The organism is Alsobacter metallidurans (genome assembly GCF_014636935.1).
In the GTDB taxonomy this organism is placed as follows: domain Bacteria; phylum Pseudomonadota; class Alphaproteobacteria; order Rhizobiales; family Beijerinckiaceae; genus Alsobacter; species Alsobacter metallidurans.
Genome location: NZ_BMES01000001.1, coordinates 2,154,409 through 2,175,689, shown reverse-complemented (window position 1 = coordinate 2,175,689; position 21,281 = coordinate 2,154,409). Strand labels below are relative to the sequence as shown.

General features: G+C 66.8%; 19 protein-coding genes. 9 read left to right on the top strand and 10 right to left on the bottom strand.

Going from position 1 to position 21,281, the window contains the following annotated elements:
- Position 1: 1 nt before the first annotated feature.
- Positions 2-2,275, bottom strand: a complete 2,274-nt coding sequence (locus IEV99_RS09970; RefSeq protein ID WP_188517484.1) for a sensor histidine kinase NtrY-like — start codon at positions 2,273-2,275, stop codon at positions 2-4.
- Positions 2,276-2,443: 168 nt separating this feature from the next.
- Positions 2,444-4,273, bottom strand: a complete 1,830-nt coding sequence (locus IEV99_RS09965) for a glycoside hydrolase family 15 protein (RefSeq protein ID WP_188517739.1) — start codon at positions 4,271-4,273, stop codon at positions 2,444-2,446.
- A 279-nt stretch (positions 4,274-4,552) separates the two neighbouring features.
- Here IEV99_RS09965 and IEV99_RS09960 point away from each other — a divergent pair, with 279 nt between their 5' ends.
- From IEV99_RS09960 to fdxA, 7 genes are all read left to right on the top strand, one after another.
- A complete protein-coding gene (locus IEV99_RS09960) occupies positions 4,553-5,569 on the top strand; it encodes an ABC transporter substrate-binding protein (protein WP_188517483.1) in 1,017 nt (338 codons plus the stop codon).
- A gap of 7 nt (positions 5,570-5,576) precedes the next feature.
- Complete coding sequence (locus tag IEV99_RS09955; RefSeq protein WP_188517482.1) at positions 5,577-6,419, top strand: ABC transporter ATP-binding protein; 843 nt, start codon at positions 5,577-5,579, stop codon at positions 6,417-6,419.
- On the top strand, positions 6,416-7,252 hold the full coding sequence (locus IEV99_RS09950; RefSeq protein ID WP_188517481.1) for an ABC transporter permease: 837 nt from the start codon (positions 6,416-6,418) through the stop codon (positions 7,250-7,252). The genes IEV99_RS09955 and IEV99_RS09950 overlap by 4 nt, the downstream gene beginning before the upstream one ends.
- 75 nt (positions 7,253-7,327) lie before the next feature.
- A complete protein-coding gene (locus IEV99_RS09945; protein WP_188517738.1) occupies positions 7,328-8,674 on the top strand; it encodes an FAD-dependent oxidoreductase in 1,347 nt (448 codons plus the stop codon).
- Entirely contained in the window at positions 8,671-9,837 is a 1,167-nt protein-coding gene (locus IEV99_RS09940; RefSeq protein ID WP_188517480.1) for a CaiB/BaiF CoA transferase family protein, read from the top strand. The genes IEV99_RS09945 and IEV99_RS09940 overlap by 4 nt, the downstream gene beginning before the upstream one ends.
- A complete protein-coding gene (locus IEV99_RS09935) occupies positions 9,837-10,613 on the top strand; it encodes an enoyl-CoA hydratase-related protein (protein WP_188517479.1) in 777 nt (258 codons plus the stop codon). The genes IEV99_RS09940 and IEV99_RS09935 overlap by 1 nt, the downstream gene beginning before the upstream one ends.
- 3 nt (positions 10,614-10,616) lie before the next feature.
- On the top strand, positions 10,617-10,955 hold the full coding sequence (gene fdxA / locus IEV99_RS09930) for a ferredoxin (protein WP_188517478.1): 339 nt from the start codon (positions 10,617-10,619) through the stop codon (positions 10,953-10,955).
- Positions 10,956-10,961: 6 nt separating this feature from the next.
- Here fdxA and ntrC read toward each other — a convergent pair whose 3' ends face one another.
- The 3 genes from ntrC to dusB are packed head-to-tail and all read right to left on the bottom strand — an operon-like array spanning position 10,962 to position 14,594.
- Positions 10,962-12,413 carry a nitrogen regulation protein NR(I) gene (gene ntrC, locus IEV99_RS09925; RefSeq protein ID WP_188517477.1) on the bottom strand — a complete coding sequence of 484 codons (1,452 nt, stop codon included), beginning with the start codon at positions 12,411-12,413 and terminating at the stop codon, positions 10,962-10,964.
- A 19-nt stretch (positions 12,414-12,432) separates the two neighbouring features.
- Positions 12,433-13,566: a two-component system sensor histidine kinase NtrB gene (locus IEV99_RS09920; protein ID WP_188517476.1), complete on the bottom strand. Its 1,134-nt coding sequence runs from the start codon at positions 13,564-13,566 to the stop codon at positions 12,433-12,435.
- On the bottom strand, positions 13,563-14,594 hold the full coding sequence (gene dusB, locus IEV99_RS09915; protein WP_188517475.1) for a tRNA dihydrouridine synthase DusB: 1,032 nt from the start codon (positions 14,592-14,594) through the stop codon (positions 13,563-13,565). Before dusB ends, IEV99_RS09920 begins: the two co-directional genes overlap by 4 nt.
- A 121-nt stretch (positions 14,595-14,715) precedes the next feature.
- Here dusB and IEV99_RS09910 point away from each other — a divergent pair, with 121 nt between their 5' ends.
- A complete protein-coding gene (locus IEV99_RS09910; RefSeq protein WP_188517474.1) occupies positions 14,716-15,918 on the top strand; it encodes a bifunctional 2-C-methyl-D-erythritol 4-phosphate cytidylyltransferase/2-C-methyl-D-erythritol 2,4-cyclodiphosphate synthase in 1,203 nt (400 codons plus the stop codon).
- Entirely contained in the window at positions 15,915-16,406 is a 492-nt protein-coding gene (locus tag IEV99_RS09905) for a CinA family protein (RefSeq protein WP_188517473.1), read from the top strand. Before IEV99_RS09910 ends, IEV99_RS09905 begins: the two co-directional genes overlap by 4 nt.
- Here IEV99_RS09905 and IEV99_RS09900 read toward each other — a convergent pair.
- The 5 genes from IEV99_RS09900 to IEV99_RS09880 all read right to left on the bottom strand — a co-directional run bounded on the left by IEV99_RS09900 (position 16,403) and on the right by IEV99_RS09880 (position 21,281).
- The gene (locus IEV99_RS09900; protein ID WP_188517472.1) at positions 16,403-16,888 is read right to left on the bottom strand and encodes a type II toxin-antitoxin system RatA family toxin; all 486 of its coding nucleotides are present in this window, start codon (positions 16,886-16,888) and stop codon (positions 16,403-16,405) included. The two genes, IEV99_RS09905 and IEV99_RS09900, sit on opposite strands and share 4 nt — an antisense overlap.
- 6 nt (positions 16,889-16,894) lie before the next feature.
- A complete protein-coding gene (gene lipA, locus IEV99_RS09895; RefSeq protein ID WP_188517471.1) occupies positions 16,895-17,854 on the bottom strand; it encodes a lipoyl synthase in 960 nt (319 codons plus the stop codon).
- A 107-nt stretch (positions 17,855-17,961) separates the two neighbouring features.
- Positions 17,962-18,249, bottom strand: coding sequence for a GlsB/YeaQ/YmgE family stress response membrane protein (locus IEV99_RS09890; protein ID WP_188517470.1), 288 nt, complete (start codon positions 18,247-18,249; stop codon positions 17,962-17,964).
- 18 nt (positions 18,250-18,267) lie between these two features.
- Complete coding sequence (lpdA, locus tag IEV99_RS09885) at positions 18,268-19,707, bottom strand: dihydrolipoyl dehydrogenase (protein WP_188517469.1); 1,440 nt, start codon at positions 19,705-19,707, stop codon at positions 18,268-18,270.
- A gap of 128 nt (positions 19,708-19,835) precedes the next feature.
- The gene (locus IEV99_RS09880) at positions 19,836-21,281 is read right to left on the bottom strand and encodes a pyruvate dehydrogenase complex dihydrolipoamide acetyltransferase (protein ID WP_188517468.1); all 1,446 of its coding nucleotides are present in this window, start codon (positions 21,279-21,281) and stop codon (positions 19,836-19,838) included.

The following is a 21,281-nucleotide window of genomic DNA, read 5'->3' as shown; positions in this document are numbered from 1 at the left end:
ATCACCGCGCCTTTTCTCGTGCTGCGGCGAGATCCCTCCGGGATTCGGCCAGTTGCGCTGTGTCTTTCGACACACCTTCGCGGGGGAACCACATGCGAACGAGGCCGCCCTGCGGCACATCAGGATTGTCGAGGAGCTCGATCCCGCCGCCATGGTCCTCAAGAATCTTGGCCACGATCGCGAGTCCGAGCCCCGTTCCGCCGTCACGGGTCGTCATGTAGGGCTCGAGCAGCCGTTGGCGATGCTCGCGAGGGAAACCCTTCCCGTTTTCGGCGACCGTGATCACCACGTTGTCGTCTTCGGCCTTGACGACCACCTTTACGAGGCCGGGACCGCGCACCTCTTCGGGCGAAGCCGCGATCGCCTCGGTGGCGTTCTTGACGATGTTGGTGACGGCTTGCGAGATCAGCCGGCGATCAAAGCGAGCGACCAGCGGCGTCGGGGGGATGTCCTCTTCGAACGTGATGTCGGGGCTGCCGACTCGCATCAGGAAGAGCACCTGGCGGACGATGCCCCCCAAGTCCTCGTTCTCGGCGAGGGGCTTGGGCATCCTCGCGAAGGACGAGAACTCGTCCACCATGCGCTTGATGTCGTCGACCTGGCGCACGATCGTGTCAGTGCACTGGTCGAAGATCTCGCGGTCGACGGTGATGACCTTGCCGTATTTGCGCTTGATGCGTTCGGCCGAGAGCTGAATGGGCGTGAGCGGGTTTTTGATTTCATGCGCGATGCGCCGGGCGACGTCGGCCCAGGCTGCGGTGCGCTGTGCGCTCACGAGGTCGGTGATGTCGTCCAGGGTGATGATCCAGCCTTTATCGCCGTCCGGCGACTGCTCGCTCGACACCCGGACGGTCAGCGTCCTGTCCTGGCCGTTGGCGGAAACGACGACCTGGCCCTGCACGAGGCGAAGGCGCTCGCTCAGCGCCTCGTCGACGATCGGCGCCAATGCCGGGATCATGTCCTGCACGGGCTTGCCCAGCCACTTGTCGCGCGAGCCATGCAGCAACCGCTCCGCGGAGGGGTTCAGCACAGTGATGCGGCCGACGGCGTCGATGCTGATCACGCCCGCGGAGACGCCAGACAGCACCGCCTCGGTGAATCGCCGCCTTCGGTCAATTAGATCGCGGGCCTGGGTCAGCCGGTCATGCTGCTGGCGCAGCTCGGAGGTCATCTTGTTGAAGGTCTCGGCCAGATGCGCGAGATCGCCCTCGCTCTTTCGGGCGGGCACCTGAACATAGAAGTTGCCGGACGCGACCTGGTCGGTGGCATGGATTAGCCGCCTGATCGGCGAGACGAAGCTGTTTGCGAAGGCGAGCCCGGTCCAAACCGCCGAGAACAGCAGGATCAACGAGATCAGCACATACATGCTCGCGAAGGCGACCTGCACGTCGATCTTGCGCTGCGACAGCGCCTCGTAATAGGCGGCGGCCTGCTCGGCCTGCTGCGGGAATTCGAGCGCCTTCGGGTCCACAGCCCTGGCGACGAACAGGAAGGTCTGATCCATGGCGGGCACCTTCAGCACCGCCCGGAACACGTTGCCGGAGTTGGGGATCAGACACCACGCCTCGGAATCCTGCGCGGCCGCCATGTCGTCCTTGCTGGGCAGCGGCAGGCCTTCGATCGGCTTGATCTCGATCCGCTCCACGACCGAAAGGTCGTCCTTGAGCAGCATCGCGACCGGAAATCCGAGGAACACTGAGCGCGACTGCATGAAGTCGCGGTAGGCGGGCCGGTTCTGATCCAGCAAAGGCTTAGCGCGGGCGAGATCGGCCGCCATCAGGTTGATCTCGCGGCCGATCGTGCGGCATTGCAGCTCGCGATAGGCGTTGGCGACATCAACGGAGGTTGAGAGAAGGCTGCGGATGTAGCGGCTGAACTGGATGTCCAGCCCACGTTCCAACGTGATCCAGCCCACGACCGCGACGAGAATGGCCGGCAAGGCCGCCACGAGGGCGAAGAGCGCGACGATCTTGGCGTGGAGCCCCGACGCCGCCACGCCGGCCCGCCTGGCCTTGATGAGCCGATAGGCTTCGCGCACCACAAAGCCCAGCAGCACCATCACGAGCAGCGCGTTGACCATGAACAGGCGCAGCACGACATCGTGCGTCGGCGACAGCGGCACGAGGCCGGCCAACACCACGAAGGTCGCCACCGCCGAGAGCAGCGCCAGGATGACGACCACCGTGCCGATCACGCGCGACGAGCGGGACGCCTCGCGTGGTGGAGTTCCGGGCGCGTCAGGCAGGCTCGGGAGTGCAACGGACGTTCCTGCCATCGTGCCTGCGTCTTCTCCACGTCCCATAGGCGACTCAGGGCCAAGCCCTGATGCGGCGGGGCAACAGTGTTGCTCAATGAAGACGAAAACGAGGCGTGATGGAAGAGCACTGACCGCTTAGCGGTGGATTGTTAACCACCACGCCGCCACGCGACAGTTCCCGTTCGGTTAGATCTTGCGGGGCGGCGCTGAGCCTACGCCATGTCCGTCAGCCGCTCGCTCCATGGCAGGACCTTTAGTTCGCGACAGGTTCAATGCCGTGTTGATCAAGCCTACATGGCTGAAAGCCTGCGGAAAATTGCCAACCATTTCGCCGGCGTCGACATCGTATTCCTCGGCGAGAAGCCCGACGTCATTGCACAGCCCGACGAGGCGCTCGAACAGCTCTTCGGCGTCAGCTCTGCGCCCCTGCATCAAAAGGCAGTCGGCCAGCCAGAAGCTGCAGGCGAGAAACGCGCCTTCATCCGATGGCAACCCATCCGTGGTCGCGTCGAGATCGTAGCGCATCACGAGCCCTCCCCGCATAAGCTTGCGCTCGATCGCCGCCACCGTGCCGACGACACGCGGATCGTCGGGCGGAAGGAAGCCCACGTGCGGGATCAGCAGGACGCTCGCGTCCAGCGCCTTGGATCCGTAGGACTGCACGAAGGCGTTCAACTCTTCGTCGAAAGCCTTGGCGCACACTTCCGTGTGGATCTCGTCCGCAATCGCGCGCCACTTCTTGGCCAGCTGCTTTTCGCCGTTCCGCTCGGCGCTGGATGCGGCGCGGTCAAAAGCGACCCAGGCCATGACCTTGGAATGGGTGAAATGGCGGCGCCCGCCCCTCACCTCCCAGATGCCCTCGTCCGGCTCGCGCCATGCGGTCTCCAGGAATTTCATGATCACGGGCCGCAGCTCCATCGCGCGCGGATGGGGCGGTAGACCGCCCTTCTGCGCGACCGACAGGGCGTCGGCGAGTTCGCCGAAGACGTCCAACTGCCGTTGGTCCACGGCGGCGTTGCCGATGCGCACCGGAGCGGAACCACGGTGGCCGGGCAACCAGCTGGCTTCCCACTCGGGAAGGCGACGCTCGCCCGCGATCCCGTACATGATCTGCATCTGGGCGGGCGAGCCCGCGATCGAGCGCATCAGCCAATCGCGCCAGGCGGACGCCTCGTCGTAATAGCCGGCGTCCATGAAGGCCTGCAGCGTGAAGCAGGCGTCGCGCACCCAGCAGTAGCGGTAGTCCCAGTTGCGGACGCCGCCAATCTTCTCCGGCAGCGACGTCGTCGGGGCGGCCACGATGCCGCCCGTGGGCTCGTAGGTGAGCGCCTTGAGGACGATCAGGGAGCGGCGAACCGGCTCCGTCCAGCGTCCAACCTCGGGAGCGCGCTTGGAAAAACTGCGCCAGAAGGCCTCGGTCCGCTTCAGCGCCGCTTGCGGGTCGAGCGGCTTCAAGGGCGTCGCCGTGGACGCCTGTTGGGTAAGGACGAACGAGACGGTCTCGCCTTCCTTGACGGCAAAATCGCCAACCGTCCGCATGTCCTCGCCGTGCAGCGGGACGTCCGACTGGAGCGTGACCCGGTGCGGGCCTGCGATCGCCTGGATGGTCCCGTCCTCCATCCGGTTCACCCACGGCACCGTGAGACCGTAGTCGAACCGCACGACGATCTCGGTGCGAAAGGCGACCTCGCCCGAGTCGCCGATCACGATGCGCACCACGTCGGCCCGGCCGTCGCGCGGCGGCATGAAATCGATCACGCGGGCGACGCCCCCGGCGGTCTCGATGCGGGTTTCGAGAATGAGCGCACCATCCCAGTATCGCCGGCTTCGCTTCGCCTTTGGGTCTGCGCAGGAGATTCGCCAGCGCCCATTCCGGGATGAGCCGAGGATTGCCGCGAAGCAGGCGTCCGAATCGAAGCGCGGCAGGCACAGCCAATCAATCGAGCCGGCGCGCGAAACCAGCGCGGCCGTCTCACAATCGCCGATCAGCGCATAGTCCTGAATGCGGGCTACCAGGGCGAAGCTCCTCTTTTCGGGGCTCGCTACGCTGGAGCCGAGCGACAACGATAGCGCGAAAGCTCGGTTCCGTGCGCGCGACGCCCGAAGAACGGGCAATTCGCGCCCAAGGCGCCCGATACGGAAGCGCGTTCGAATTTCAGCAACGCACAATCCGAATATCTCTTCTTTCTGGGACGGCGAACGCGTGCTTCACTGCCCTCAACAACAGCAATCATGATGGCCTCGGTCGAGCCAGCGCTCCCCGGCCGTTTCGTCTTCAGCGCAGGAGGGTGCGTCATGGGACCGTTGGATCGCCGTCAGTTTCTCAAGGCCGGAGCAGCCGCCGCCGCAGCCGGGCCTTTGCTCAGCGTCGGCGCGAACGCGCAGGGCAAACCCGTGGTCAATCTCCAGCTCGGCTGGATCCTGGGCGGCAACCAGATCGGCGAGGTCTGCGCCAAGCAGATGGGCTTCTACGACCAGGAAGGCGTCGACCTGAAGTTCCAGTCGGGCGGCCCCAACATCGACGGCGTCGCCGTCGTGGCGGCGGGGCGCTTCGAGGTCGGCCAGGTGTCGTCCTCCCCATCCCTGATGCTCGCGGCCTCGCAGGACATCCCGATCCAGTGCTTCGCGGTTGGCGCCCAGCAGCACCCCTACACGTTCTTCTCGCTGAAGAAGAACCCGGTGCGTGAGCCCAAGGACCTGGTCGGCAAGAAGGTCGGCATCCAGGCCACGGGCGTGATCCTGCTGCGGGCCTTGCTGGCCAAGAACAAGATCCCCGAGAAGGACGTCACCATCGTGACCATCGGGGCCGACATGGCGCCGCTGCTCACCGGGCAGGTTGACGTGGTGACCGGCTGGCTCACCAACACCACCGCGCTGAAGGTGCTCGGCCCGGACCGCGTGGATCTTCGGCTGTGGGATGCGGGCGTTCACCTCTACGCCCTGCCCTATTACGCCACGACGACCACCATCAAGACCAAGGCCGACGTGCTGCAGAAATTCCTGCGCGCCAGCGGCAAGGGCTGGGCCTATGCGCACGCCAACCGTGACGAGGCCGTGAAGCTGCTCGTTAAGGAGTTCCCCAACCTCGTCGCCGCCGACGAGCGCGAGGCGCTGGACGTGATGCTGCAATACGCCTTCTCGGCCAAGACCGGTGCGGAAGGCTGGGGCACGATGGACCCGGCCGTTTGGGCCGACCAGATCGGGCTCTATGCCGAGCTCGGCCAATTCTCCAAGCGCACCCCCAAGCTGGAGGAAGTGATGACCATGGACATCCTCAAGGCCACGGCCGACGGCCGGCCGAAAATCGGCTGACGCGGGCATGACCGCCCCCTCCACGGCGACGAGCGCCCTCCCCGTCGCCGGGTTCCCCCCGGCGGCCGTGACGGCCGCAGGCGAGCCCGCCGTCAGCTGTCGCAACGTCACGGTGCGGTTCGTCACGGACCGGCGCACCGTCACGGCGCTGGAGAACGTGTCCTTCTCGGTCGAGAAAGGCGGCTTTCTCTCGTTGCTCGGGCCTTCGGGCTGCGGCAAGTCCACCCTGTTACGCGTTGTGGCCGACCTGGTGTCGCCCACGCACGGCCAGGTCAACGTGCTCGGCATGACGCCGCAGGACGCGCGCCTCAAGCGCTCGCTCGGCTTCGTATTCCAGGACGCCGCCCTGCTGCCCTGGCGGACGGCGCTCCAGAACGTCGAACTGCCGCTGGAAGTCGGCGGGGCGAAGAAGCTGCCGAGCGGCGCGCCGACGCCTCGCGAGCTGATGAAACTCGTGGGGCTGGAGGGCTGGGAAGGCAGCTTTCCCCACGAGCTTTCTGGCGGAATGCGCCAGCGCGTCTCGATAGCTCGGGCTTTGCTGGGCGGTCCTCGCATCCTGCTGATGGACGAGCCCTTTGGCGCGCTGGACGAGATCACGCGCGACCGGCTCAACGAGGAACTGCGGCGCATTTGGCAGGAAACCGGCACCACGATCATGTTCGTCACCCACTCGGTGTACGAAGCGCTGTTTCTGGGCGAACAGGTGCTCGTGTTGGCGGCCAACCCGGGCCGCGTGACCGAGCTGGTCGACGTTGACCTCCCACGCGACCGAACCCTCAAGATCCGCGAGACGGCGCCGTTCGTGAGCATCGCGGCGGAGCTGCGCGAACTGCTCGGGAGGGGCGTATGAGCACCATCGCCGAAACCGCCGACCTCCTGCCCGATGTTTCCGCAGCCGAGGCCGAATTCGCCCGCCGCAAGTCGCGCGAGACGTGGCGGCGTCGATTGCTGCCTGCGGCCGGCATCCTGGGCGCGCTCGCCCTCTGGGGCGCGGCCGTTTGGATTTTCAAGGTCCCGCCCTTCGTGGCGCCTTCGCCCGTCGCCGTGTTCGCGACGCTGACGGCCAAGTTCGGCCTCCTGATGGAAAACCTGCTACCGACCGCCATCGAGGCGATCTGCGGGTTCCTGCTGGGCAACGTCACCGCGATCGTGATCGCCACGACCTTCGTGCACAAGAAGGTGCTCGAGGAGGCGTTCTTCCCTCTGGTGGTGATCATCAACACCATCCCGGTGGTCGCCAAGGCGCCGATCCTCGTGCTGCTGCTCGGTAACGGCATGGAGCCGAAAATCGCCATCGCGGCGCTGATCTGCTTTTTCCCGACGCTGGTGAACATGGTCCGTGGGCTGGAATCCGTGAACCCGCAGGCCATGGAGCTGATGCGGGTGCTATCGGCCTCCAAGACCGAGGTGTTCCTGAAGCTGCGCCTCTACAACTCGCTGCCCTACTTGTTCTCGGCGCTGAAGATCTCGGCCTCGACATCGGTGATCGGCGCGATCGTGGGCGAGTGGATCGGCTCCACAACCGGCATCGGAGCGCTGATCATCCAGGCCACCTACGCATTCGACTCGGCGCTGCTTTACGCCACCGTGATCGTCGGCTCGTGCTTCTCGATGCTGTTCTTTCTCACCATCACGCTGGCCGAACGGCTCGTGGTGCGCTGGCAGGCGCCGACCGGCCACTGAGTTTGTAGACCTGATCAACCAACGCGCGCAAAGCGCTGATCCAATGACGGAACCCCCAAGGAGGTCCCGATGACGATGATCGACCGGATCGAAGAAAAGCCCGGCTCAGCCCGCGTCGCCGCACGCTCGGACGTGGTGGTGGTGGGCGGCGGCCCCGCCGGCTTCGCGGCCGCGCTGGCGGCCCGCCGCGAAGGCTGCAGCGTCACGCTTGTGGAGCGCTACCCGTATCTCGGCGGCCTCGCCTCCGGCGGCATGGTGCTGGTGCTGGACGACATGCACAATGGCGACGAGGTCACCGTGCAGGGCGTCTGCATGGAGATGATCGAGCGCATGGCCAAGGTCGGCGCCGCCGTGTTCCCGCCGCCCGAGGATCGTCGGCAGGGCTGGGACGTGTACCGCAAGTGGGCTCGCTGGGGCGCATTCGACTTTCGCGCCCAATCGAAGCCGGCCCCGATCGTGATGGCGGCGGCGTTCGATCCGGACGGGTGGAAGCGCATCTCCAACGAGATGATCGCCGAGGCGGGCGTCAACCTGCGCCTCCATTCCTGGTTCTCCAGGGCGATCGTGCAGGACGGCCGTATCAAGGGCGTGATCTGCGAAACCAAGGCTGGCCGCGAGGCCATCCTGGGCGACGTCGTGATCGACACCACGGGCGACCTCGACGTCGCCTCGGCGGCCGGCGCGAAGTTCAACGAGGGCAAGTACATCGTCACGACGGTGTTCCGCCTGGGTGGCGTCGACGCCGACGAGAACGAGCGATTCCGCGAGCAGGATCCGGAAACCTATGCGCGTATCGATCGCGAGGCCAAGCGCGTCATGGGCGGCAGCTGGGACTTCTGGTGGCTGAAGACGCCGCTCCCCGGCATCGTGTGGTGCAACTGCCCGCACATGACCGGCTATGACGCGCTCACGGTCGAGGACCTGACCCGAGCCGACTTCGAGGGCCGCAAGCGCATCTACGCGCTGGTGGACTATGTGCGCGCCAACATGCCGGGTTTCGAGAAGGCTTTCGTGGTGGACGTCGCGCCGCAACTCGGCATCCGCACCACGCGGCTGCTGGAAGGCGAATACGTGGTCACCAAGGACGATGTCCGCGACCGCGTGCACTTCGCCGACACGGTCGCGCGGGGCCGCGACTACTACACCCCCTACCGGGCCATGTTGCCGAAGGAGGTGGACGGGCTTCTGGTCGCCGGCCGCCATTACTCGGCGACCGAGTCGGCTCAGAAGATGTCGCGCGAGATCCCGCCCTGCATGTCCATGGGCCAATCCGCCGGCGTCGCAGCCGCGCTCGCGATCGCCGGGAACATGCCGCTGAAGCGGGTGGACCCCCGCGCGATCTGCGCCCGGGTGCGCGCTCAGGGCGGCGACCCCGGCGACATTCCGTCCGCCAACGCAACACTGATGGAGAACGCCGCGTGACCTCCCCGGCAGAACTGCCCCTCGCGGGCGTCCGGATCGTCGACTTCACCCAGGTGATGATGGGTCCCGTGGCGACCCAGGTCCTGGCCGACTTCGGCGCCGACGTCATCAAGATCGAGCGTCCACCGACAGGCGACCTGTCCCGGACCTCGTTCCCGAACGATCCGGCCGGGCTCACCGGCCCGGTCTACTGCTCGCTCAACCGCAACAAACGGTCGATCGTCCTCGATACGCGCAAGCCTGAGGACAAGGAGGCCGTGCTGCGTCTCCTCGACGAGGCCGACGTGGTGGTGAACAACTTCCGCGCCGGCGTCATGGACCGGATGGGCTTTGGCTACGACGCCCTGAAGGCGCGCAATCCGCGCCTGATCTACGCGGTCGGCACCGGTTACGGCATCGTCGGCCCCTATGCGCACAAGGGCGGCCAGGACGTGCTCGCGCAGGCGATGTCGGGCGTGATGGCGCGCCGCTCGGACGCGCATCTGCCGTTGTCGATCTATTCCACGACCTTTGCGGACTATTCGGCCGGCATGCACATGGTGCAGGGCGTGCTGCTGGCGCTCCTCCAGCGCGAAAAAACCGGCCGCGGACAGCTGGTCAGCGTTTCGCTTCTCGACTCGATGCTGGCCGCCCAGACGCAGGAGGCCGCCGCGTTCATGATGCGCGGGCGCGAGGTGAACTGGGGCGCGATGCCGCTCACGGGGGTGTTCGAGACCACCGACGGCGCGCTCGTAATGGTGGGCGCCTTCAAGGCCGATCCCGTCCGCGACATCGGGACCGCGCTGGAGCTGCCGACTCTCCATGAGGACCCGCGCTTCAAGGACCATGCCGCGCAGGTGGCCAACAAGGCCGCCCTGCACGCCATCTTCCGAGAGCGCTTCGCTACGAACACCACCGCCTATTGGCTGGGCCGCCTGGAGGCGCAGGACCTGCTCTGCGCGCCTGTCCGGACGCTCGGAGAGGCGCTGGCCGACGACCAGACGCGCATCAACGGCATGATCCTGGAGACTCACAACAGCATCGAGAAAGTTCGCGTCGTGGGCTCGCCCGTGCATCTGTCCGATGCCGTGGTGGAGGTCCGCATTCCGCCGGCGGAACTTGGGCAGCACACCGCCGAGGTGCTGGCCGAGATCGGCATGGCGCCCGTCGGGAAGGTGGCTTGATGCCGATCCGCTTCGAGGTCGCCGACCACGTCGCACGCGTCACGATCGATCGCCCTGAGGTGCTCAACGCGATCGACGTTCATGCCGAGCTTGAGTTGCAGGACATCTGGGCCGCCATCGAGACGGATCGGGACGTTCGCGCCGTGGTGCTCACCGGCTCCGGCGACCGAGCCTTCTCCACCGGCGCTGACATGAAGGGCGGCAGCGGCGCGAGCGGGCTCGAATACTGGGCCATGCCGCGCCCGGGCGGCTTCGGCGGCATCGCGCTACGCGAAACGCTGGACGTGCCGGTGATCGCGCGCGTCAACGGCCACGCGGTCGGCGGCGGCTTCGAGATGGTGCTGGGCTGCGACATCGTCATTGCGGCCGAGGAAGCGAGCTTCGGGCTGCCGGAGGCGCGGGTCGGCCGCATGCCGCTCGACGGCGGCATGACGCTTCTGCAGCGCCAGGTGCCGTTCCGGCAGGCCATGGGGCTCATGCTCACCGGCAAGCGCATCAAGGCCGACGAGGCGTTTCGCATGGGCCTCGTCAACGAGGTCGTTCCGCGCGCCGAATTGGACGCCGCCGTGGATCGCTGGCTTGCAGACATCCTGGCCTGTGCGCCGCTCTCGGTGCGCGCCATCAAGCAGGTGGTGCGTCGCACCGCTCACCTCACGGCTGCGGAAGCGCAGGCGCAGCGTCTGCCGGCGTTGGTCGAAGCGCTGGCGAGCGAGGACTCGCAGGAGGGCGTCCGCGCCTTCGTGGAGAAACGCAAGCCGGTGTGGAAGGGCCGCTAGGCCATGACCTTCGTGATCACCGAGCCGTGCATCGACGTGAAAGACAAGGGCTGCGTCACGGCCTGCCCGGTCGATTGCATCTATGAGGGCGGCCGGACGCTTTACATCCACCCGGACGAATGCATCGACTGCGGGTTGTGCGAGACGATCTGCCCGGTGGCGGCGATCTACCCGGACGACCGGCTGCCGGCGGCCCTGGAGCCGTGGCTCGACGTGAACCGCGCGTTCTTCGGCCCGGATGTCACGGGTTTCGGCAGCCCGGGGGGCGCCGAGCCGCGCTACAGCACGACGCTGGACCATCCGACGGTCGCGGGCTGGCCTGCGAAGGCCGAGCCCGCCTGACCCGCCTCAACGGGTGGTGCGGATCACCTGGATGTCGAGATCCCGAATCTTCTTGCGCAGCGTGTTGCGGTTGAGGCCCAGCAGCTCGGCGGCCTTGATCTGGTTGCCTCGGGTCGCAGACAGTGCAGCCCCAATCAGCGGCTCCTCGAGATCGCGCAGCACGCGGTGGTAGAGGCCTGGCGGCGGCAGGTCGCCCTTGAACTGCGAGAAGTATTTGCCGAGATGGCGCTCCACGGACGCCATCAGGGTGTCATCGTCGGGCATCGACTCCGGCCGAAGGATCGGCGAACCCGCCATGCTGGGCTCGGCCAGCTCGGCCTCGATCAGGGGCTCGGTGATGGTTTCCTGCGGGTAGAGCGCCGCCAGACGACGGACCAGGTTCTCCAGCTCGCGCACGTTGCCGGGCCAGCGATAACGCTTCATCCGGTCGAGCGCGCCAGCGTCGATCTGCTTGCGCGGCAGGCCCTCGCGTTCGACCATCGTGAAGAAGTGGCGCACGAGGTCGGCAATGTCCTCCGAGCGCTCGCGCAACGGCGGCAGGCGCAGCGGCACGACGTTGAGGCGGAAGAACAGGTCCTCGCGAAACAGGCCCTGCTGGATCGAGATCCGCAAATCCTTGTTGGTGGCCGCGACGATGCGGACATTGGTCTTGATGGGCGTGCGGCCGCCGACAGTGGTGTACTCGCCCTGCTGCAGCACGCGCAAAAGCCGCGTCTGCGCTTCCATCGGCATGTCGCCGATTTCGTCCAAGAATAGCGTGCCGCCCTCGGCCTGCTCAAACCGGCCGGACGCGCGCTGCATCGCGCCCGTGAACGCCCCCTTCTCGTGGCCGAAGAGCTCACTCTCGATGAGGTCGCGCGGGATCGCCGCCATGTTGACGGCCACGAAGGGGCCTTTGCGGCGCTTGCCGTAATCATGCAGCGCCCGGGCGACGAGTTCCTTGCCGGTGCCGGACTCGCCCGTGATCATTACGGTGAGGTCGGTCTGCATCAGGCGGGCGAGAGCCCGGTAGATCTCCTGCATGGCGGGCGAGCGGCCCACGAGCGGGATGTCCTCGGGCTGCTCCGGCTCCTCGGCGGCTGGCGCCCCTTTCGGCCGCGACAGCGCGCGCGCCACGATCGCCATCAGCTCCTTCAGATCAAAGGGCTTGGGGAGGTATTCGTAAGCGCCGCGCTCCGAGGCCTTGATGGCCGTCATGAAAGTGTTCTGGGCGCTCATGACGATGATCGGGAGATCGGGGCGGAGCTTCTTGATGCGCGGCAGCACGTCAAAGGCGTTCTCGTCCGGCATCACCACGTCGGTGACGACGAGGTCCCCCTCTCCGGCCGCCACCCAGCGCCACAGGCTCGAGGCCGTGCCGGTTGAACGAACTTCGTAACCCGCCCGCGCAAGCGCTTGATTCAACACAGTCCGGATTGCGGCATCGTCGTCAGCGACGAGGATAGTGCCACTCGGCATCGATCACCTTTGTTGTTGCTCAGGCCCGACCGTCGCGCGCCACATGCATGGGCATCAGCACCCGGAAAGTCGTCCTGCGGGGCAAGGAGTCGCATTCGATGACCCCTCCATGATCCCCAACGATCTTCGCAACCAAAGCAAGACCGAGGCCACTCCCGCTCTGCTTGGTGGTCACGAACGGATCGAACAGGTGGCGCACCAGGTCGTCCGGCACTCCCGGGCCGTTGTCGCGGACGCAAAATTCGAGCGGCAGACTGACGCGCTCGCGCGAGCCCGGAACCGTGATCCGGACGCCGGGGCGGAACGCCGTGGTGAGCTCGATCTCGCCGTCCACCGCATCCGGGCCGATCGCCTCGGCGGCGTTTTTAACGAGGTTGAGGAACACCTGGATCAACTGGTCCCGATTGCCCATTACGGGCGGCAGCGACGGATCATAGGTCTCGATGAAGCGCACGTTGCGCGCGAAACCCGAGGCCGCAAGCCGCTTCACATGTTCGAGCACCGCATGGATGTTGACGGGCTCCCGCTCGACCGGCCGCCCATCCGCGAAATCCTCGAAGCGGTCGACGAGCTTCACGATCCGGTCGGTTTCGTCGCAGATGAGGCTGGTGAGCTTGCGGTCTTCATCCGTGGCAGACATTTCGAGCAGCTGCGCGGCTCCGCGAATGCCTGACAGCGGGTTCTTGATTTCGTGGGCCAGCATGGACCCTAGCGCCGAGATCGACCGAACGGCGCCGCGATGGGTGAGCTGCCTGTCTATTTTTTCGGCAATTGTCCGTTCTTGCAGCATAAGCACCACCTGGGACTCGCTGTCCCCGGCCGGCGCGACGAAAACGTCGACGATGCGCTCGCTGCCGATGCGGGGCGTACCGATGTCGACGCGATATTCGTTCATGCTGCCGCCCCGGCGGCGCGCCTCGTCCACAAGGTTCACGACTGGCGACCCGAACGGCAGCAGGTCGGCCAACCCGTAGCGCTGCAATGTCGGACGGCTCATCTCGAAGAAGCTCTCGGCGGCCGAGTTCGCCTCCGCGACCTGGTTGTCGCTGTCGATCAACAAAACGGGCAGCGGTAGAACATTGAGAATGGCGTCGCCGCGACCGGCTGCGCCCGCCTCCCGGCGACGGTTGCGGGAAAACGAAGCGATGTTCATGCGGCTTCTTCCAGCAGAGGACAGTCGAAAGCGGCCGAGAGGGCGGCCGCGACGTTTGGGGGAGAGTCGTTTGTGACGAGGCTCTGACGCAGCGTTGCCGGGATGATCCTGCCCTCCCGGGCGAGATCCTCGACGTAGCCAACGAGGTGCTTGCGGGCGTGGCGAACGCCGACACGTACTCCGTAGGCGGTCAGGAGGCTGTCGTAGTGCTCCAGCGCGGCTTCGCGTCGGGCCTCTAGGCTTGGCGCGTGGGCAGGGCCGCCCGCGAGGCCCCTGGCGATCATGCCTGGAAGCCAGGGCCGGCCGACCGCGGCGCGTCCGATCATGACGCCGTCGGCTCCGGACCGGGCAAGCATGGTTTGCGCGTCGGCCAGCGTGCTGCAATCGCCATTGGCGATCACCGGGAGGGACACGGCCTCCTTGGCGTCGCGGATCGCGTCCCAGTCGGCCTGGCCGGTGTAGAACTGGCAGCGCGTCCGGCCATGGACGGTGATGAGCTGGACGCCCGCGGCTTCTGCGCGCCGCGCCAGTTCCGGCGCGTTGCGCGTGTCGTCATCCCACCCGAGGCGCATCTTCAGCGTCACCGGAATTCGGACCGCCGCGACCGTCGCCTCGATCAACGTCAACGCGTGGTCGAGATCCCGCATCAACGCGGAGCCGGACAGGCCGCCCGTGACCTTCTTGGCCGGGCAGCCCATGTTGATGTCGACGACCGAAGCTCCCGACGCTTCGGCGACGCGGGCGGCCTCGCCCATCCAGTAGGCCTCGCGCCCGGCAATCTGAACCACGTGAGGATCGATGCCGGTCCCCTCCGCGCGCAGCCTGGCTTCAACCGAACCCCGCACGAACTCGTCCGACGCGACCATTTCGGAGACAACCAGCGACGCGCCGAAGCGGCGAGCTATGCGCCGCATACCGGCGTCGGTGACACCCGACATCGGCGCCAGCGCAACGCATCCGTCGAGCTGCAACCGTCCAATACGCAAGGGCGCCTGCTCGGCCTGCTTGCTTTTTGTGCACTCGTCCATCGTGCCTGCATTCTAGACATTTTTTGCGTTGCAACAAGGGAGCCGTCGGTGGCTGCGACACGATGCGCGCCCGCCACAACATGGGTTTGACCGCAACCTGAAATCGCGTCAAACGGAGGGCATGTCAGAGGAAATACGCTGGGCCGTTATCATCGTGGCGGCTGGAAAAGGCGAACGCGCGGGCGGGGCCGGTCCGAAGCAGTTTCGCATGCTTGCTGGTCGTACTGTGCTGGCGCGCAGCGTTCAGGCGCTTGCGGCCGGCTGCAAGGGAGCGCCCATTCTCTGCGTCATCGGGGAAGGCGACCACGCCGCGTACGGAGCCGCGTTGGGACCGGACGCAGAACGTTCGCCGTTGCTGCCGCCCGTGCCTGGCGGCTCCACTCGGCAAGGATCCGTTCTGCGAGGCCTCCAATCTCTCGCCACGGCGCGCATGCGGCCGAGCCATGTTCTCGTCCATGACGCCGCCCGGCCCTTCGCGTCGCCGGAGCTCATCACCCGCGTGATGGACGCGACGCTCCGGACAGGCGCGGCCATTCCGGGAGCGCCGCTGGCGGACACGGTCAAGCGGGTGGGTCCGAATGGGCTCGTTCGCGACACGCCGCCCCGCACGGAGCTGCGCGCCATCCAGACGCCGCAGGGTTTCGCGTTCGACAGCTTGCTCGCCGCGCACGAGAAGGCCTTCGCGTCTGGCCGAGCAGACCTGACCGATGACGCCGCGGTTCTTGAGGCGGCCGGACTGCCTGTCGAGATCGTGGACGGCGACCTGGAGAACGTGAAGTTGACCCGACCCGAGGATTTCAGCGCCGCCGAAGCGCGGCTTTCGCTCGCGCTCGAGACGCGCGTTGGCTTCGGCTACGACGTCCATGCTTTTGGCCCCGGCGACCATGTGATGCTTGGCGGCGTCGCGATCCCGCATGGACGCGGCCTGGCGGCTCATTCGGACGGCGACGTGGCGCTGCACGCCATCACGGACGCGATCTTCGGCGCGCTGGGGGACGGCGACATCGGCTCGCATTTCTCGCCAACCGATATGCGCTGGAAGGGCGCGTCGTCGGACCTCTTCCTGCGCTACGCTGTGGAGCGAGCGAAAAGCCGCGGCGGTCGGATCGACCATCTCGACGTCACGCTCATCTGCGAGGCTCCCAAGATTGGCCCGCATCGCGAGGCCATGCGCGCGCGTATCGCGGAGATCTGCTCGGTGCCCTTGGGCCGGGTCGGCGTGAAGGCGACAACGTCGGAAGAATTGGGGTTCACCGGTCGCCGTGAGGGCATCGCCGCCCATGCGGTCGCGACCATGCGCCTCCCCGCGGAGCCGGACGCATGATCCCGCATGACATCGAGAACCGCGCCGCCGCTGTGCTGGCGCATCTGCGCACCCGCGGCTTGCGAGCCGCGACCGTGGAGTCCTGCACGGGCGGCCTCGTGGCCGGAGCGCTGACCGCCGTGCCCGGGTCGTCCGATGTGGTCGAGCGGGGCTTCGTGACCTACTCCAACGAGGCGAAGAGCGAGCTGGTGGGCGTGCCGGCAAGCCTTATCGCCGCCCATGGCGCCGTCAGCGAGCCGGTGGCGCGCGCGATGGCGGAGGGCGGGCTGGCGCATTCCCGCGCCGACGTGACGGTTGCGATCACGGGCGTGGCGGGGCCGGGGGGCGGCTCGGACCTGAAGCCGGTCGGCCTCGTTCATTTCGCGGCCGTGCGTCGGGGTGGCGGAACGCTGCATCTGGAGCGTCGGTACGGTGACCTGGGCCGCGCCGGGATCCGTGAAGCGGCTGTCCGCGATGCGCTGGATTTGCTTGAGCGCGCGAGCGCCTAGGCGGGGCGCTCAGCCGCCGATCCCAGCCGACGGCCGACGACATAGACCAGATTGGCGCGTTCCTCGAACGCCTCGGCGAACTTGCGGAAAGCGCGTTCGAACATTGCGCCCATCAACAATCCCAGGGTGCGGCTGCGAAACTCGTAGGTGATAAAGAATTCCACCACGCAGCCCTCGGCGTCTGGCTGGAAGGACCAGCGGTTTTCCAGCTGCCGGAATGGCCCGTCGACATATTCGACGAGGATCTTCAGCCGCGGCCGGTCCAGCGTGACACGGCTCGTGAAGGTTTCGTGGATGGCCTTGTAGCCGACCGTCATGTCGGCCACGAGCACCTCGACGCCCTCGCCGCTCTGTGCCTTGCGACGGACCTTGAGGCCCTCGCACAGCGGCAGGAACAGCGGGTATTTCTCGACGTCGGCCACGAGATCGAACATCTCGGCGGGGCTGTGTTTCACCCGCCGCGTGGTGCGAAAAGACGGCATCGCGCCTCAGGCGCCCTGGCGGGCGACCCGCGCCGCCTTCAGCCGGGCGAAGTCCTCGCCCGCATGGTGGGACGAGCGGGTGAGCGGCGACGACGACACCAGCAGGAAGCCTTTCGTCTGCGCGATCGTCTCGAAACCCTTGAACTCGTCCGGGGTGACGAAGCGGATCACCGGATGGTGCTTCTTGGTCGGCTGCAGGTACTGGCCGATGGTGAGAAAATCCACATCAGCCGAGCGCAGGTCGTCCATGAGTTGCAGGATCTCGTTCCGCTCCTCGCCAAGGCCGACCATGATGCCGGACTTGGTGAAGATGGTGGGGTCGATCTCCTTCACGCGCTGCAGCAGCCGGATGGAGTGGAAGTAGCGCGCGCCAGGGCGGACCTTCAGGTATTTCGACGGCACCGTTTCGAGATTGTGGTTGAACACGTCTGGCCGCGCCGCGACCACGATCTCGAGCGCGCCGTCCTTGCGCAGGAAGTCAGGCGTGAGCACCTCGATGGTGGTGTCGGGGCTGCGCGCCCGAATGGCGCGGATCACCTGCGCGAAATGCTCGGCGCCGCCGTCCGCGAGGTCGTCGCGGTCCACCGACGTGATCACGACATGCTGCAGGCCGAGCTTGGCGACCGCGTCGGCGATCTTGGCCGGTTCGTCGGCGTCCAGCGCGCCCGGCATGCCGGTCTTCACGTTGCAGAACGCGCAGGCGCGCGTGCACGTGTCGCCCATGATCATAAAGGTGGCGTGCTTCTTCTCCCAGCACTCGCCCACGTTCGGGCAGCCAGCCTCCTCGCACACGGTGACGAGCTTGTGCTCGCGCACGATGCGGTTGGTCTCGGCCCATTTGGGCGAGCCCGGCGCCTTCACGCGGATCCAGTCGGGCTTGCGCTGCACCGGCTGATCCGGGCGGTGAGCCTTTTCGGGATGGCGGGGACGCGTGTCCTTGTTCAACAGGTCAAGGAGAACGGCCATACTGCTTGCTCCTCGCGGGTTTAGCCCGCGTATGGTCGGGAGGTAGTCACTTTCGCCTGGCGCGGCAAGGCGCAGCGGAATGGCGCCATCGTCGCATGCAGCCCTCCCTACCCTGTCGGCTGGCCCCGCACTTTGCGCCAGATCCACAAAACCAGCACTGCGCCGATCACGGCCGCAACCAGCGTACGGAAGAAGCCGAACACCGGCACGTTCATGAGTTCGGCGAGCTTGCCGCCGACGAAGCTGCCGGCAATGCCGACCAGAAGGTTTGTGAACAGCCCATGGTTTGACTCGGTGATTCGCTCGGCGATCCAGCCAGCGAGCACGCCGACCAGCAGCATGGTGAAGAACCCCATATTGGGGTTGCCGAGCGCCGAGTAGGTGGTGGAGTCCATGGCCGTTGCCCCGATTGACTAGACGTGGATGACGCGCCCATAGGCGTCGAGCACGCTCTCGTGCATCGTCTCCGACAATGTGGGGTGCGGGAAGACCGTGTGCATCAGGTCTTCCTCGGTGGTCTCCAGGCCCATTGCGACCACAAAGCCCTGGATCAGCTCCGTGACTTCCGCGCCGACCATGTGAGCGCCGAGCAGCTTGCCGGTTTTGGCGTCGAAAATGGTCTTCACTAGTCCGTCCGGTTCGCCCAGCGCGATGGCCTTGCCGTTACCCACGAAGGGGAAGCGGCCGACCTTGATTTCGAGGCCCTGCTCCTTGGCCTTGGCCTCCGTCAGGCCGACGCTGGCAATCTGCGGGTTGCAATAGGTGCAGCCCGGGATCTGGAGTTTGTCCATGGCATGCGTGTGCATGCCCTTGATGGTCTCGACGCAGATCACGCCCTCGTGCTCCGCCTTGTGGGCCAGCATCGGAGGGCCGGCCACGTCGCCGATAGCGTAGACTCCCGGCACGTTGGTGCGGCCCATGCCGTCCGTCACGATGCTGCCGCGGTCCAGCTTGACGCCGAGCGCCTCCAGGCCGAGCCCTTCGGTGTTGCACACCACGCCGACTGCCGAGATGAGGCGGTCGGCCGTGATGGTCTGCGAGCCGCCCTTCTCATCCTGAATGGTGGCCGTGACGTTGTCGGCGCCTTTCTCGACCTTGGCAACCTTGGCGCCAGTGAGGATCTTGATGCCCTGCTTCTCGAAACGCTTGCGGGCGAGCGCGGCGATCTCGGCGTCCTCGACGGGCAGCACCTGAGGAAGCACCTCGACGACCGTCACCTCGGCCCCCATGGTGCGGTAAAAAGAGGCGAACTCGATCCCGATCGCGCCGGAGCCCATCACGATCAGCGACTTGGGAAAGCTCGCCGGGTTCATGGCCTCGAAATAGGTCCAGATCAGCTTGCCGTCCGGCTCGATGCCGGGCAGCGCGCGCGGGCGAGCGCCGGTCGCCACAATGATGTGCTTGGCCTTGTAGGTCCCGTGGCCCAGCGTGCCCTTGGGCACGGGGTTCTGCGGCTGCACGACCGGCTTGGTGGACGGGCCGACCACGACCTCGCCCTTGCCGACCTTGGCCTCACCCCAGATCACGTCGACCTTGTTCTTTTTCAGCAGGAAGCCGACGCCCTGGTTCAACTGCGCCGAAATCCCGCGCGATCGCTTCACCACGCCGGCGAGGTCGAACCCGGGCTTGCCCTCGATGGTGAGGCCATAGGCGCCCGGGTGCTGCATGTAGTGGTAGATCTCGGCCGACCGCAGCAGCGCCTTGGTGGGAATGCACCCCCAGTTCAGGCAGATGCCGCCCAGATGCTCGCGCTCCACAACGGCGGTCTTGAACCCGAGCTGCGCCGCCCGGATGGCCGCGACATAGCCGCCCGGCCCGCCGCCGATGATGATCACGTCGTAGGTGTCGGCCATGTCAGAGAGCTCCGATGGGTTCCCCTCCCCCGTGTGGGGAGGGGCTAGGGGTGGGGGTCTCGCCCACCGGTTCGAAATGAAAAGGATCGCGACGCAGCGTGACGCGATCTGCCCAAGTCAACGTCGCCTTACACCAGCATCGCCATAGGGTTTTCGATCAGATCCTTCAGCGCCGCGATGAGCTGCGCGCCGAGCGCGCCGTCCACGGCGCGGTGATCGCAAGAGAGCGTGATGCTCATCACGGTCGCGACCGCCAGTTCGCCCTTGCGGACGACCGGGCGCTGCTCGCCCGCGCCCACCGCCAGGATGGTGGAGTGCGGCGGGTTGATCACCGCGGTGAAGTCCTTGATGCCGAACATGCCGAGGTTGGACACCGCCGTGGTGCCGCCCTGGTACTCCTCGGGCTTCAGCTTGCGGTCCTTGGCGCGGGCCGCGAAGTCCTTCATGGCCTTGGCGATGGCCGAGAGCGTCTTCTCGTCCGCCTTGCGGATGATGGGCGTGATCAGGCCGTTGCCGGGCAAAGCCACCGCCACGCCGACGTCGGCGTTCTTGTGCCTCAGCATCGCGCCTTCGGTCCAGGTGACGTTGGCGTCCGGCACGCGCACCAGCGCCATGGCGAGCGCCTTGATGACCATGTCGTTGACCGACACCTTCCAGGCCGGCGCGCCATCCTTGCCCTTGGGCGCGGAGGAGTTCACCTGCTCACGCAGCTTCAGCAGCGCGTCGATCTCGCAGTCCATCGTCAGATAGAACTGCGGCACCGTCTGCCGCGCTTCGGTCAGGCGGCGCGCAATGGTGCGGCGCATGCCGTCATGCGGGATTTCCTCGAAGCTGCCGGGCTGGAACAGCTTCTTGATCGCCTCGTCGGACGATCCGGCCGGAGCCGGAGCCTTTGCGGCGGGCGCAGCCGCGGCCTGAGCCGGGGCGGCGGCGGCTTGCGTCGGAGCAGCCGCCTTGGCGGTTCCGCCCTCCATTGCGGCGCGCACGTCACGCTCGACGATGCGGCCATGCGGGCCGCTACCCTGGATGCGGCCGAGATCGAGGCCGCCTTCCTTGGCGATACGCTTGGCGAGCGGCGACGCGAAGACGCGCTTGCCGTCAGCCGGCTGCGGCGCGGGCGCGGCGGGAGCGCCGGCCGCAGGCGCGCCTGCATTGAACGTCTCGGAAGCGCGAGCCTCGGTCGCGGCGGCGGCCGAAGCAGCCTGCGGGGCGGCCGCGGCCTCGGCGGATGCAGCGGGAGCCGCCGCCGTCACCATGTCGGCCGCGTTCTGGGGGGACTTGGCGCCCGGCGCGGACGCTCCGCCCCCGGCCGCGACGGCTTTCGGGTCCTCGCCCTCGGCGGCGATCAGCGCGATGAGTTCATTGACGGGCACGTCGGCCGTGCCTTCCGGCACCACGATCTTGGCGAGCACGCCCTCGTCGACCGCTTCCACCTCCATGGTGGCCTTGTCGGTCTCGATCTCGGCGATCACGTCGCCGGACTTGATCGTGTCGCCTTCCTTCTTGAGCCACTTGGCGAGATTGCCCTTCTCCATCGTGGGAGAGAGGGCCGGCATCAGGATGTTGATGGGCAT